At 63.2% G+C, this 12,237-nt stretch carries 14 protein-coding genes; 6 read left to right on the forward strand and 8 right to left on the reverse strand.

Annotation, left to right across the window (positions count from 1 at the left end; genetic code table 11):
• Nucleotides 1-40: 40 nt before the first annotated feature.
• The gene (gene leuA, locus LB554_RS16545) at nucleotides 41-1,780 is read right to left on the reverse strand and encodes a 2-isopropylmalate synthase (protein WP_224585651.1); all 1,740 of its coding nucleotides are present in this window, start codon (nucleotides 1,778-1,780) and stop codon (nucleotides 41-43) included.
• Between the two features lie 401 nt (nucleotides 1,781-2,181).
• On the opposite strand from leuA, the gene LB554_RS16550 reads away from it, so the two are divergent.
• Entirely contained in the window at nucleotides 2,182-3,348 is a 1,167-nt protein-coding gene (locus LB554_RS16550) for an ATP-grasp domain-containing protein (protein ID WP_140617648.1), read from the forward strand.
• Nucleotides 3,349-3,351: 3 nt separating this feature from the next.
• Nucleotides 3,352-4,128, forward strand: coding sequence for an esterase family protein (locus LB554_RS16555; RefSeq protein WP_224585653.1), 777 nt, complete (start codon nucleotides 3,352-3,354; stop codon nucleotides 4,126-4,128).
• Between the two features lie 39 nt (nucleotides 4,129-4,167).
• Here the strand turns inward: LB554_RS16555 and LB554_RS16560 are convergent, their stop codons facing one another.
• Nucleotides 4,168-5,703 carry an MFS transporter gene (locus LB554_RS16560; RefSeq protein ID WP_224585680.1) on the reverse strand — a complete coding sequence of 512 codons (1,536 nt, stop codon included), beginning with the start codon at nucleotides 5,701-5,703 and terminating at the stop codon, nucleotides 4,168-4,170.
• A gap of 146 nt (nucleotides 5,704-5,849) precedes the next feature.
• On the opposite strand from LB554_RS16560, the gene LB554_RS16565 reads away from it, so the two are divergent.
• Nucleotides 5,850-6,737: a LysR family transcriptional regulator gene (locus LB554_RS16565; RefSeq protein ID WP_140665177.1), complete on the forward strand. Its 888-nt coding sequence runs from the start codon at nucleotides 5,850-5,852 to the stop codon at nucleotides 6,735-6,737.
• Between the two features lie 23 nt (nucleotides 6,738-6,760).
• On the opposite strand, the gene LB554_RS16570 is transcribed toward LB554_RS16565, so the two are convergent.
• From LB554_RS16570 to LB554_RS16595, 6 genes are all read right to left on the reverse strand, one after another.
• Nucleotides 6,761-7,849, reverse strand: coding sequence for an AbrB family transcriptional regulator (locus tag LB554_RS16570; protein ID WP_015316016.1), 1,089 nt, complete (start codon nucleotides 7,847-7,849; stop codon nucleotides 6,761-6,763).
• A 95-nt stretch (nucleotides 7,850-7,944) separates the two neighbouring features.
• Nucleotides 7,945-8,331 carry a type II toxin-antitoxin system VapC family toxin gene (locus LB554_RS16575; protein ID WP_140721613.1) on the reverse strand — a complete coding sequence of 129 codons (387 nt, stop codon included), beginning with the start codon at nucleotides 8,329-8,331 and terminating at the stop codon, nucleotides 7,945-7,947.
• Nucleotides 8,328-8,573 carry a type II toxin-antitoxin system Phd/YefM family antitoxin gene (locus tag LB554_RS16580; protein WP_140721616.1) on the reverse strand — a complete coding sequence of 82 codons (246 nt, stop codon included), beginning with the start codon at nucleotides 8,571-8,573 and terminating at the stop codon, nucleotides 8,328-8,330. Before LB554_RS16580 ends, LB554_RS16575 begins: the two co-directional genes overlap by 4 nt.
• Nucleotides 8,574-8,675: 102 nt before the next feature.
• Nucleotides 8,676-8,984 carry a putative quinol monooxygenase gene (locus tag LB554_RS16585; protein ID WP_140721619.1) on the reverse strand — a complete coding sequence of 103 codons (309 nt, stop codon included), beginning with the start codon at nucleotides 8,982-8,984 and terminating at the stop codon, nucleotides 8,676-8,678.
• Nucleotides 8,985-9,042: 58 nt separating this feature from the next.
• Nucleotides 9,043-9,828: an SDR family NAD(P)-dependent oxidoreductase gene (locus tag LB554_RS16590; protein ID WP_224585682.1), complete on the reverse strand. Its 786-nt coding sequence runs from the start codon at nucleotides 9,826-9,828 to the stop codon at nucleotides 9,043-9,045.
• Between the two features lie 71 nt (nucleotides 9,829-9,899).
• A complete protein-coding gene (locus LB554_RS16595) occupies nucleotides 9,900-10,337 on the reverse strand; it encodes a DsrE family protein (protein WP_140823190.1) in 438 nt (145 codons plus the stop codon).
• Between the two features lie 101 nt (nucleotides 10,338-10,438).
• Between LB554_RS16595 and LB554_RS16600 the strand changes: the two genes are divergently transcribed.
• The 3 genes from LB554_RS16600 (at nucleotide 10,439) to LB554_RS16610 (ending at nucleotide 12,231) form a co-directional block, all read left to right on the forward strand.
• A complete protein-coding gene (locus tag LB554_RS16600) occupies nucleotides 10,439-11,536 on the forward strand; it encodes a hypothetical protein (RefSeq protein ID WP_224585683.1) in 1,098 nt (365 codons plus the stop codon).
• A 66-nt stretch (nucleotides 11,537-11,602) separates the two neighbouring features.
• Entirely contained in the window at nucleotides 11,603-11,848 is a 246-nt protein-coding gene (locus tag LB554_RS16605) for an antitoxin (protein WP_041163682.1), read from the forward strand.
• Nucleotides 11,845-12,231: a type II toxin-antitoxin system VapC family toxin gene (locus LB554_RS16610; protein WP_015316022.1), complete on the forward strand. Its 387-nt coding sequence runs from the start codon at nucleotides 11,845-11,847 to the stop codon at nucleotides 12,229-12,231. Before LB554_RS16605 ends, LB554_RS16610 begins: the two co-directional genes overlap by 4 nt.
• Nucleotides 12,232-12,237 lie beyond the last annotated feature (6 nt).

Below are 12,237 nucleotides of genomic sequence, written 5' to 3' on the forward strand. Positions count from 1 at the left end.
CCCCCCCCCCCCCCCCCCCCCCCCCCCCCCGACGGGTAAACTATCGCGCGTTGCGGCCGACGATACGATTGGCCGCTGACGTTACCGCTTCCAGAGAGGCAGCGACGATGTTGGTGTTGATGCCGGCGCCGAACAGCTTGCCGCCGGGATATTCCATCTCGACATAGGAGATGGCCGACGCATTCGAGCCGCGCTGCATCGAATGCTCGGAATAATCGAGCACCGACATCTCGACGCCGACATGGCGTGACAGCGCATCGACGAAGCCGTCGATCGGGCCGGTGCCGGTGCCTGATATCGTCACTTCCTTGCCGTTGTCGAGGATGACGGCCTCGACCACGCGCCGGCCCTTCACCTCGGTGGCCGGATAAGTGTGATGGTCGAGGAATTTCAGGCGGGCGCCAGGCTGGTCGACATAGGTTTCGAGGAAGCGGTCATGAATACGCTTGGCCGGCACTTCCTTGCCTTCGGCGTCGGTGATCGCCTGGATAGCCTGGCTGAATTCGATCTGCAGGTTGCGCGGCAAATTGAGGCCGTAATCGGCCTGCAGCACATAGGCAATGCCGCCCTTGCCCGACTGCGAGTTGATGCGGATGATGGCCTCATAGCTGCGGCCGACATCGGCCGGATCGATTGGCAGGTATGGCACTTCCCAGCGCGGTGTGTTGGCCTTCTTCAAGGCCTTCATGCCCTTGTTGATGGCGTCCTGGTGCGAGCCGGAAAAAGCAGTGTAGACGAGTTCGCCGACATAGGGGTGGCGCTCGGGAATCTTCAGCTGGTTCGAATATTCGTAGACATCCTTCATCCGGTTGATGTCGGAGCAGTCGATGCCCGGATCGACGCCTTGCGTGTACATGTTGAGCGCCAAGGTGACGATGTCGACATTGCCGGTGCGCTCGCCATTGCCGAACAGCGTGCCCTCGACGCGGTCGGCGCCAGCCATCAAGCCGAGTTCGGTGGTGGCGATGCCGGTGCCACGATCATTGTGCGGATGCAGCGAGATGATCAGGTTTTCGCGGTTGTCGAGATTGCGGCACATCCACTCGATGCGGTCGGCATAGATGTTGGGCGTCGACATCTCGACCGTCGACGGCAGGTTGATGATCAGCTTGTTGTCGGGCGTCGGCCTGACGATCTCGGTGACGGCGTTGCAGATCTCCAGCGCAACCTCGAGTTCGGTACCGGTGAAGCTCTCCGGCGAATATTCGAAGCGATAGCCGCCGCCGGCCCTGGCAGCCATGTCGGTGATCATCTTGGCCGCGTCGGTCGCGATACGCTTGATGCCGCCGACATCTTTCTCGAAGACGACGCGACGCTGCAACTCGCTGGTCGAGTTGTAGAAATGCACGATCGGGTTGGTGGCGCCCTTCAGCGCCTCGAAGGTGCGGCTGATCAGTTCAGGCCGGCACTGCACCAGCACCTGCAACGACACATCGGCCGGCACGTTGCCTTGCTCGATGCACCAGCGCGCGAAGTCGAAATCGGTCTGCGAAGCCGAGGGGAAGCCGATCTCGATTTCCTTGAAGCCCATGTCGAGCAGCAGGCCGAACATGCGCGCCTTGCGCTCGTGGCCCATCGGATCGATCAGCGCCTGGTTGCCGTCGCGCAGGTCGACCGAGCACCAGATCGGCGCCTTGTCGATCACCTTCGAGGGCCAGGTCCGGTCGGTGAGGCCGACGGTCGGGTAGGGTTGATATTTGCGGGCTGCGTCCGGCATGCCCCGGCCAACTTGCTTGCCGGTCGCGGCCTCGCTGGCGCGGATGTTTTCTCGTGCGTTCATCGTTGTTTCTCCCGGCGGCCGGCGGGTCCACCTTTCAGGCGGATGTGGAGCCAAGCGGCGCCTTTACCAGAATTTCGTTCGCTTGATATGATTTGCCAAGGAGCATGCGCTTGCGCGGCGGTTCGACCGCCGGGCGCTCCTTCAGCGAACCCGGCGATCGCCGATAAGGCCGAGAAGAAGCAGGGTCGAGGCAAGCGCGCGCACGGTCTCGCCGGCAAAGCCGGTCTGACGGGAAGCGGTGGTGGCGCGCGTGTTCATGGCCGCTCTCATACAGGAGCGGCCTGTTGGAGGCAAGCGGGCCGGCCCCCGTCGAATTTTATCTTAACGCGGATGCTCTTCCCCGCGCGCCGCAAATGCGCCAGACTTGGCTTCCGGCGGGGTGCCGTCGGCAGGGGGCGTTCATGAATTTCGTGTTCTTCTCGCCGCATTTTCCCGCCAATGGCGCCGATTTCTGCGACCGGCTGAAGAAGGCCGGTGCAACCGTGCTCGGCATTGGCGATGCGCCCTACGATGCGCTCGACGGCAAGCTGAAGCAGGCGCTTTCGGAATACTATCGCGTCGCCGACATGGAGGATTACGAGCCGGTGTTCCGGGCGATAGGCCATTTCATCCACAAATGGGGCCGCATCGACCGGTTCGAATCGCTCAACGAGCACTGGCTGGAGCTGGAAGCCAATATCCGCACCGACTTCAACATCTACGGCACCAAGCTCGATTTCGTGAAGAATCTGAAGCGCAAGAGCCGCATGCGCGCCTTCTTCCGCAAGAGCGGTGTCGAGACGATCGCGCAGCGCAAATGCTCCGACCGGGCCGGCGCCATGACCTTCATCCGCCGCGTCGGCTACCCCGTGGTGGTGAAGCCGGATTCGGGCTCCGGCGCTTCGAACACGTTCAAGATCTCCAATCCGAAAGAGCTCGACCAGTTCTTCCGGGACAAGCCGGAGGACGTGACCTTCGTCATGGAGCAGTTCATCGAAGGGCTGGTTGTGACCTATGACGGATTGATCAACCGCGACGGCGAGGTGGTGCTGGCGGCCAGCCATCGCTACGACCAGAGCGTCATGGACGTGGTCAACAAGGACCGCCACATGAGCTACACCTGCTTTCCCCGGATCAGGCCTGCCGTCGAGGAGGCCGGCCGCAAGATCCTGAAAGCATTCGACGTGCGCGAACGCTTTTTCCATATCGAATTGTTCGAGACCAGGGACGACCGCATCATCGCGCTGGAGGTCAACATGCGGCCGCCCGGCGCCTGGATGACCGACGCGATTAACTACACGTTCGACATCGATGTCTACGCGGCATGGGCGGACATGGTGGTCAAGGATGCCGTAGGCGGCCCCTATGAGGGCAAGTATTTCACCGCCTATGCCAGCCGCAAGCGCCACCTCGACTATTTGCACAGCCATGCGGACGTGCTAGCCGCCCACCGCGACAAGATCGTCCATCATCAGCCGATAGAAGAGGTTTTCAGCCGGGCCATGGGAAATTACGCCTACCAGATGCGCTCGAAGGATCAGGCTGATCTGCGCGAGGCGGTGGCCTATATCCACGCCGAAAAGGCTTGAGGCATGGACATTTCCTATCACAAGGTCTTCGCCCGCAATCTCGGCCGCGACATGGAGTACAAGCGCTACGGGCATGCCGGCCGGCCGGTCGTGGTGTTCCCGACCTCGCAGGGCCGGTTCTACCAGTTCGAGGATTCCGGCGGAGTGGGGGCGCTCGCCGAGTTCGTCGATACCGGCCGCATCCAGCTGTTCACCGTCGACGGCATCGATACAGAATCCTTCTTCGCCAGGAATGTCGATGCCGCGCATCGCATCGACCGGCACGAGGCCTATTTCCGCTATCTGCGCGAGGAGGCGCTGCCGGAATTTCTGGAAACCGCCGCGCAAGCCAATGGCGGACGGCGGTTGAAGCCGCTGTTCTCGGGCTGTTCGATGGGCGGCTACCATTCCTCGAACTTCGTCTTCCGGTTTCCCGAGCTCGCCAGCGGCGTCATCTCGCTGTCGGGTGTCTATTCGGCCCGCGAGTTCTTCGGCAAGGCGCTCGACGGCGACATCTTCTACAACTCGCCGCTCGATTATCTGCCAGGGATCGTCGACCCGAAACTGCTGGCGCGGCTGAAAGCGCTCAGGCTGATCTTCTGCTGCGGACAGGGCGCATGGGAAGAGCGCATGCTGGTCGAGACCCGCCAGCTGGAACAGATCCTGCGCGACAAATCCATTCCGGCCTGGGTCGACTATTGGGGCGGCGACGTCAGCCATGACTGGCCGTGGTGGCACAAGCAGCTGGCTTATTTCTTCGGCCGCTGGCTGGATGACGATCTGATGCACAGGCTGGACTAAGGTGCATTGATATTCAGCTGGCCTGCGAATGGCTGACGCCTACCCTTCCTGGCAGGCCGGCAGGGGTGCGGTCTGGTGCTCCGCCGCGGATCCGCGGCGCAGGCCGAGAAAGACGACGAGGGCGGTGACGATGGTGACCGCCGCCAGCACGATCAGCAGCCTGTCGAACGCCGTTTCGTAGGCCTCGACCAGCACGGCGACGCCCGCCGCCGGCAAATGGTGCACGGTTCCACCGACATTGCCGGTCACCAGCATTTGCGCCGCGGCGGCGGCGTCGCTGGAAGGCGTAGCGCCCCGAGCGGCGAGTTGCGCGGCGGTGAAGCCTGACAGGGTCGCCATGACGATGGCCAGCGCCACACCTTCGCAAGCGACACGGGTGGTGTTGAAGATGCCGACTGCCATCCCGGCCCGCTCCGTCGGCACGACGCTGACGGCGAGCCCGTCCATCAACCCCCAAGGCAAGGCGATGCCGACGCCGATCAGGATCAGTGGCGCGACCAGCGCAACCTCAACCGGTGGCGTCAGGCTCAGCCAGACCAGGCCGGCCGCCGCGACGAGCAGGCCGACGCCGCAGATCGTGGCCGGAGCGATCCAGCGCGCCAGCTGGCCGGCGAGCAAGGGCAGGAACAACAACGGTCCGGAGAGGCAGATCATCAATTGCCCGGCCTTGATCTCGCTCATCCCCTCGATGCCGATGAAGCGGATCGGTAAAAGTACGAGCAGGACGACGAAGCCATAGGCGGGCGCCGCCGCAAGAAACTGGACGCCGACGAAGCGAGGAAAGCGAAACAGGGTGAGATCGAGCATCGGCCGGCGCACGCGCCGCTCGGCGACGACAAACAGCACAAAGCAAAGGACGGCGACGCCGAGAAGCGTTGCCACCAGCGGGTCGGTCCAGCCGCTCTGGGGTGCCTGGAGCACGCCATATGTCAGCGAGGCCAGCGCGAAGGTGAACGTGGCGGCGCCCGCCCAGTCGAGGCCGGAAGCATCCGGATCACGCGATTCCCTGATGGTGCGCAGGCCGAGGGTTGCCGAGCCAGCCGCGAGCGCCATCACCAGAACAAAGATCGACCGCCAGCCGAAGGCGGCGATGAGCAGGCCGGAGGCGATCGGGCCGAAGGCCAGCCCGATGCCGAAACTGGTGCCGAGGAAGGAGAAGGCGCGCAGCCGCGATGGTCCCTCGAATTCCTGGGCAAGTGCGGAGGCGCCGCCGGCGAAGGCCAAGGCACTGCCGAGCCCTTGCGCGGCCCTGAAGATGTCGAACCAGGCGATGTCGGACGCCAGCATCGCGCCGAGCGAGGCGATAATGTAGAGGGCGAGACCGACGAGGAAGATCCGCTTGCGGCCATGATTATCGGCCAGCGCTCCGGCCGCCATCAGGCTGGCGGCGAAGGTCAGCATAAAGGCGTTGGTCACCCAGTTGAGCGCGATCGGGCTGCCGCCGAGATCGGCCGCGATGCGGGAGAGCGCGACGGCCGGGCCGGTGAAGGTCAGAGGCATCGTCATAGCGGCGAGGCATACCGACAGGAGCACGAGCCATCGCTCGGCCGGCCCGGTGGTGGTCTTCAAGGTCATGGGTTTTCCTATCTGAGCGGTCTGTGCCGGCATGCGCGCAACCGCGGCGCCGATCATGCGGACCAAGATAGGTCAGAGACAGATCAGGAATAATAGTATTAAATATCCTGATATAACGGACTCAAACGCTCGAATGGAGCAGCATGATGGATCGCCTCAGCGGCCTTCTGGCTTTCGCCCGCACCGCCGAGTTCGGCAGCTTCGTCGCCGCCGGCCGGGCGCTCGGCATCTCCGCTTCAGCGGTCGGCAAAAGCGTCGCGCGGCTCGAACAGGAACTCGGCGTGCGGCTGCTGCAGCGCTCCACGCGGCGGATCGGCCTGACGGAGGAGGGCAAGCTGTTCAACGAGCGCGTGCGGCGCATCCTCGACGACATCGACGATGCCGAGGCGATGCTGTCGCGGACAAGGGAGACGCCGCGTGGGCGGTTGCGCGTCTCGACCCCGATCGTCACCTACCATCTTTTGCTGCCGGTGCTGTCGGAGTTCATGGCCCGCTATCCCGAGATCGAGCTCGATATCGATTTCAACGACCGGATCGTCGACGTCATCGAGGAAGGCATCGACGTCGCCATCCGCAGCGGCGAGCTGCCCGATTCACGATTGGTGTCCAGACCCATTGCGCCCTTCCGCATGCTGCTGTGCGCGGCACCCTCCTACCTCGATCGCCATGGCACTCCCGGCGTGCCGGCGGATCTCATCAGGCATTTCGGCATAAACTTCCGCTATCTCAACAGCGGCAGGCTGCTGGACTGGCCGTTCATTACCGGGAGCGCCCAACCGCTGATCCGTTCAATGTTGACCTGCAACAACATGGAAGCTTTGAAAGGCGCCACGATCGCCGGACTCGGCATCGCCTGCATGCCCGATTTCCTGGTGCGGGACGCGTTGCGCGAGGACCGGCTGCGCACCGTGCTCGACGATCATGTCGACGGCCGTGGCCAGTTCCGGATGCTATGGCCCTCCAATCGCCATCTGTCGCCAAAGGTGCGCGTCTTCGTCGATTTCCTGCCCGAACGCCTGGCAGCCGCGCGATAGCGGTGCCCTGGTGGCAGCCCTCATCATTCCCTGATGCTTCTGGCTACCAGCCGGGCAATGCTCGGGCCGACAAGCAGCACGATCAGGAAGCGCGCCGACTGCAGGGCCATGACAAAGGAGATGTCGACGTTCTGCGCGGCGGCGGCGATGATGGCGACGCTGTCCATGCCGCCAGGGCTGGTCGCCAGATAGGCGGTCAGCGGGTCGACGCCGGCGAGCCGGCTGATGAGGAAGGCAAGGCCGCCGCAAAACGCGATAAGCGCGATGATCGAAGCGATGATCTGCGGCAAAGCGCGTGCCGCGTGGCGCAGGATCGGCCTGGTGAAGTTCAGGCCGATCGCCCAGCCGACCATCGCGTAACTGACCGCCAGCAGCCATTGCGGCAATTGCATCGGCACCCCGAGGCCGAGATGGATGACTGTGCCGAAGATGAAGCTGCCGAGGAAGAAGGGCGAAGGCAGCCGGCAAAGCCTGCCCGCGAGGCCGCCGATGAGCGCCATGCCGATGGTGGCGGCGAAGGGTTGCGGATCGATCTCGGGGAACCAGATAACGGGCGGGACCTCGATGCCCGAGGTATCGACCCACATCTTGGCGACGAGGGCTGCCGTCATCGAGACGAAGATGACGCGCAGATACTGCATGAAGGCGACAAGGCGCTGATCGGCGCCGAAGGCGCCGGCCATCAGCACCATGGCGGTGGCGGCCCCCGGCGAAGAACCCCAGACGGCGGTGGTGCCCGGCAGGATGCGCCAGCGGCTGATCAGCCAGCCAAGCAGGCTTGAGGCCGCGACGGTGGCGATCACCACGCCGAGGAACAGCGGCCATTCCTTGTAGAAGACCGGGAAGATATCGGCCGAGATCGAAGCCGCGACGAGGCAGCCGACGACAGCCTGGGCGGCGCCGAACAGAAGCCGCGGCACACGCACCGCGGCACCGTTGGTGCCGGCGACGATGGCCGCCAGCATCGGTCCGATCAGCAGCGCCGCCGGCAAAGCGGCGAGTTCCAGCGCGCCGGCGAAGAGCGCGGAGATGACCAGCAGGATGAGCCACTGCCAAGGCTTGCTCAGCCGCGTCATGCGCTCGACAGGGGACTGCTCGGCCTCGGAATCCATGCTTTGGTCTTAGACCGGGCGGAAAGGAATGCGAACCCCGCAGTACCAAAACAAAACTATTCAGCGTGTCCGCCAGTTCACGAGAGATGTCCTTGTCAGATCTTTCGGACGGGGCCTGGATATCGGGCGACAAAATCGTCCGTCGTCAGCAAGGTAATGCCTTCCACCATTGCCTGGGCAATCAGGATTCGATCGAAGGGATCCTTGTGAATCGCCGGAAGTCCATCGACGGTGACAGCATGTTCACTCGTGATCGGCAGTTCGTGATAGTCGTTGTCTATCAGGCCTCGCCGCAGCAACCGAGGGTCGATCTGGAAATCATCTCGCCCCAGTCCTCGTTTAATTGCGACTTCCCAGAGGCTGGCAGGACTGAACAGCAATTCGTTCTCTGGGTTCTCGATTTCGGCGAGGGCCGCGATTGGCAGCCGACCTGGTTCGGCTGCCACCCACAGCAGCAAATGAGTGTCGAGCAACAGTTTCACGCGTTGTCGCCAAACAGCTGCTCGATCTCCTCGCTGCCCATGCGGTCGAAGTCACGGGGGACCGAAAATTGGCCGATCATAAAACCAACCCGTCGCGCTTGTGCCGAAGCCGACTGGTCGACAGGTATGACCTTGACCAGTGGTCTGCCGGCCTTGGCGATAATGAACGGCTCACCTTTGGCGGCTCGGTCAACGAGGCGCGAAAGGTTGGTCTTTGCGTTGTGAATGTTCACGGTTTGCACGACAGCATTACCCCAAGCGGACTTAGTTCATAGAACTTAGTTCATTTGATGGTTATTGCAAGGGCGGGTCCGCCCCTGTTTGTCGGTGTTGAGCCGGCCGGTTCAACCCCCCTTCGCTTCGGCCAGTCCAAAGCCCCCGACGGGATGCGTTTCCACCTGGAATTCGAAGCCGCCGATGAAGGGGCGCGCCTTGGCGATCGCCGCCTGGACTTCGGGAAGCTGCAGCGAGGCCTTGTGGCTCGCCTGATCGGTCCACACCTCGGTCACCCAGATCGCGTCGGCATCGGCCGGATCGGTGGCGATGATATAGCTCAGGCAGCCGGGCAGGGCACCGGTGCTCTCACGCAGCACGGTCATGACAGCGTCGCGTTGGCCACGCGCCGCCCGCATCTTGCCGATCAGTCCATACATGTCCTCGTCTCCCCCTGGGTTGGCGCGAAAGGAGTGTGTCCAGTATGCCGGTCGCCGGTCAAGGCATCAACTGGCCGCCATTGACCTCGATCACCTGGCCGGTGACGTAGCCGCTCAACAGGTCCGATGAGAGGAACAGATAGGCGCCGACGCAATCTTGCGCCGTGCCGGCACGGCCCTGCGGGATGGTGGCGACCATGCCCTTCATCTGCTCGTCGGTCGAATAGCGTTCGTGGAAGGGGGTGAGGATGGTGCCCGGCGCCACGGCGTTGACGCGGATGCCGAAGCCGATCAGTTCCTTGGCCATGCCGCGCGTCACGTTGGAGACGAAGGCCTTGGCCGAGCCGTAAAGGCCGGCGCCGCCGCCCGCCCCGTTGCGCGCGGCGATCGACGAGGTGTTGACGATGAAGCCGCCCTGTTTTTTCAGCCACGGGATCGCCTTACGCGAGGCGGTCAGCACCGAGCGTGCGTTGAGGTCCATCACCGCGTCGTAATGCGCCTCGGTCTGCTCGGCGTAGGGCACGCGGCCAAGCATGCCGCCAGCATTGTTGACCAGCCCGTCGAGCCGGCCGAAATGCCGCGCGCTGTCCTCGACGACGCGTTCGACATCGGCAGGGAGAGAAAAGTCGCCTTGGACGAGGAACATCTCACCGCCGCCGTCGCGGATGGTCTGGCCGAGTTTCTCGGCGGCGTCGCGGCTGGAATTGTAGTGCAGCGCCACCTTGCATTCCTGCCCGGCATAAGCGAGCGCGAGCGCCGCGCCGATGCCGGTCGAGGCGCCGGTGACCAGCACCGCCTTGCCGGCGAGGTCGGGGATGACAAGACCAAGGGCTGTCTCTGGCACTGCTGTTCCTCCGGGGGATTTCCAAGTTTCTTGGCGGGTGTTGCCACCCTTGCATTCAAGTCAGTGCCGCTTCAAGGCCTGAGATAGACATAGCCCTGGCTTTGCAGTTCGGCGAGCTTGACGACGCCACCCCTGTCGGCGGCATGGAAGCCGTCGAGCAAATCGGCGAGCGTAATATCCATGCCGTGCATGGTGTTGCCGCAGGCATGCGGGTCGAGCCCTTGCTGGACAAGACCGGTAAAGCGCCCCGAAACCGCCGCCGATATGCCCTTCGACTTGAAGCCGGCAAGCGCCGGACCATGCACGACCAGCGCGATATCGACATTGCCGCCCGTGCCCTCATAGTGGTTCTTGATGTTGCCGAGCACGAAATTGATCTTGTCGAGGTCGCTGAGGTGATAGGCGACCTTCAGCCTGGCAGGCTCGGTGGTTGCCGCCTGCACCGCCCGCAGGCCTAGAAGCGTCCCGGCTCCGGCGAGAGCCGCGTGGAACATGTCACGTCGGCGCATGGCGTGCCTCCCTGGCTTGCCGGCTCAGCGCGATTTGCGTGGCCGCGGCCGCAATACTAGCATAAATTAACGTTACGTCCTGTCGATGCGGAGAGGGGCACATGGCGTTCAGGGAATGGAAGACGTTTGCCAGCGCCGGATTTGGCGCCGCACTGCTTGGCGGACTTGTGGGTTCTGCTTTTGCCGACAATGCGCTCAAACTCACCGAACTCAGCCCCAACGGGGCGGACGCCTGTTTCGGCCGGGTCTATGACGCGGCGCACCTCAAGGCGCGTCCGAAGCAGAAGGTGACGCGGATTTTCTTCTACTACGGCCATAATCCGGTCAGCCGTCCGAATGAGGAACCGAACGCGAATTCCGATACTTCCTACAATGGGTTCCTCACCACCACGGTGCGTGGCGCCAAGGCGCCGGAATGGGCCGGAGGCTGGTGCAATCACGAGTCCGAGGATGGCGCATCGGGCCCGATCCGTTGCGGCATGGACTGCGACCGTACGCTGGCGTCGCTGAAGGTCGACGGCAAGGGTCGGCTGATCCTGTCGGACCTGTCGTCCGATATCTACCTCGACGCCGGTTCGGAAGAAGAACTCGGCGCGGCTGAATACGACAGGCAGGCGCTTGGCAAGGAAGACGACAATTTCCGCCTCGATCCGATGCCGGCGGCGACCTGCAAGGCTGAATTCGCCCGCATCGATCCGATCGACCCGGCGCTCGGGCCGCCGCTGCGCGAGCGGCTCAAACCCGACCAGGCCTTCTGCTACGGGCGCGACTATGACGCTGCGCATATGAGTTCGCATCCAGAGCAACTGACGCAGTCGATCCGGGTGTTTCGAGGACCGGTGGAACTGGCGTCCTTCGCCTCGGGAGGCGACGCCGCGAACTGGCCCGACGGCGCCGACATCGCGGTCTCGGTCACGACGCGGCAGAAGGGGGCCAAGGTCACGCAGACTTATTCATGCCAGGGCGAGGCCGATCAATGGCGTTGTGCCGCGAGTTCGAAGACGAGCAATTTCTCCTGCGACATCGCGCAAAAGGAAATCTTCCTCAAGCGCGGCGCCAACGGCGCCATCACGCTTGCCAACCCCAACAGCAGCCTGGCGGTCGTCGACCTGTGCTCGAAGGCGGCCGACGGCAAGACGATGTCCGACGACAAGGTCTATCGGCTGGAGCCAATGCCACAATCCGCCTGCGCGTCGTGAGCACGGGCTTGTCTACAATGCCACGAAGGGATATATCTTTGCTATATCTCATTTGAGGATGGCATGATGGACAAGGCGAAGGTGTTCTGGTCAGGCCGGTCGCAAGCTGTGCGTCTGCCTAAGGAGTTTCGTTTCGAAACGGATGAGGTTTCGATTCGTCGCCATGGACAGACTGTCATACTGGAGCCCGTCGTGCAGGATTGGGCGTGGCTTGACCAAGTGATCGGATCGGTAGATGAGGATTTTGCCGAAGCGGCGCTGGAACGGCAGCAAGGGCAGGATAGACCTGCCTTGGACGACATCTTCGAGTGATCTATCTGCTCGATACCAATGCTGTCATCGCCGTCATCAAGGGCGACGCCAGTCTACTCGCGCTTCTGAAGCAGCACACGCCGCAGGATTTTGCGCTTTCTCCGATCGTGGCACATGAACTGTATTATGGTGCCGAGAGAAGCCAGAGAAGGGCTGAAAATCTGGCGCGCATCGAAGCTCTGCGATTCCCGATGCTTGAATTCGATCGGGAGGACGCGAGGCATGCCGGAGAAATTCGGGCGACGCTTGCAGCATTGGGGACGCCAATCGGCCCCTATGATGCGCTCATTGGCGGACAGGCGCGCGCCAGAAACCTCATTCTGATCACCCGCAACGTCCGGGAATTCGAGCGCGTCGACGCTCTCTCAATCGGGACTTGGTGACCCGCC

The organism is Mesorhizobium sp. CO1-1-11 (genome assembly GCF_020164995.1).
GTDB lineage: Bacteria > Pseudomonadota > Alphaproteobacteria > Rhizobiales > Rhizobiaceae > Mesorhizobium > Mesorhizobium australicum.

Coding starts and splice junctions, on each gene's coding strand:
- leuA (WP_224585651.1), bottom strand. CDS start 1,780: ATGAACGCACGAGAAAACATCCGCGCCAGCGAGGCCGCGACCGGCAAG.
- LB554_RS16550 (WP_140617648.1), top strand. CDS start 2,182: ATGAATTTCGTGTTCTTCTCGCCGCATTTTCCCGCCAATGGCGCCGAT.
- LB554_RS16555 (WP_224585653.1), top strand. CDS start 3,352: ATGGACATTTCCTATCACAAGGTCTTCGCCCGCAATCTCGGCCGCGAC.
- LB554_RS16560 (WP_224585680.1), bottom strand. CDS start 5,703: ATGACCTTGAAGACCACCACCGGGCCGGCCGAGCGATGGCTCGTGCTC.
- LB554_RS16565 (WP_140665177.1), top strand. CDS start 5,850: ATGGATCGCCTCAGCGGCCTTCTGGCTTTCGCCCGCACCGCCGAGTTC.
- LB554_RS16570 (WP_015316016.1), bottom strand. CDS start 7,849: ATGGATTCCGAGGCCGAGCAGTCCCCTGTCGAGCGCATGACGCGGCTG.
- LB554_RS16585 (WP_140721619.1), bottom strand. CDS start 8,984: ATGTATGGACTGATCGGCAAGATGCGGGCGGCGCGTGGCCAACGCGAC.
- LB554_RS16595 (WP_140823190.1), bottom strand. CDS start 10,337: ATGCGCCGACGTGACATGTTCCACGCGGCTCTCGCCGGAGCCGGGACG.
- LB554_RS16600 (WP_224585683.1), top strand. CDS start 10,439: ATGGCGTTCAGGGAATGGAAGACGTTTGCCAGCGCCGGATTTGGCGCC.
- LB554_RS16605 (WP_041163682.1), top strand. CDS start 11,603: ATGGACAAGGCGAAGGTGTTCTGGTCAGGCCGGTCGCAAGCTGTGCGT.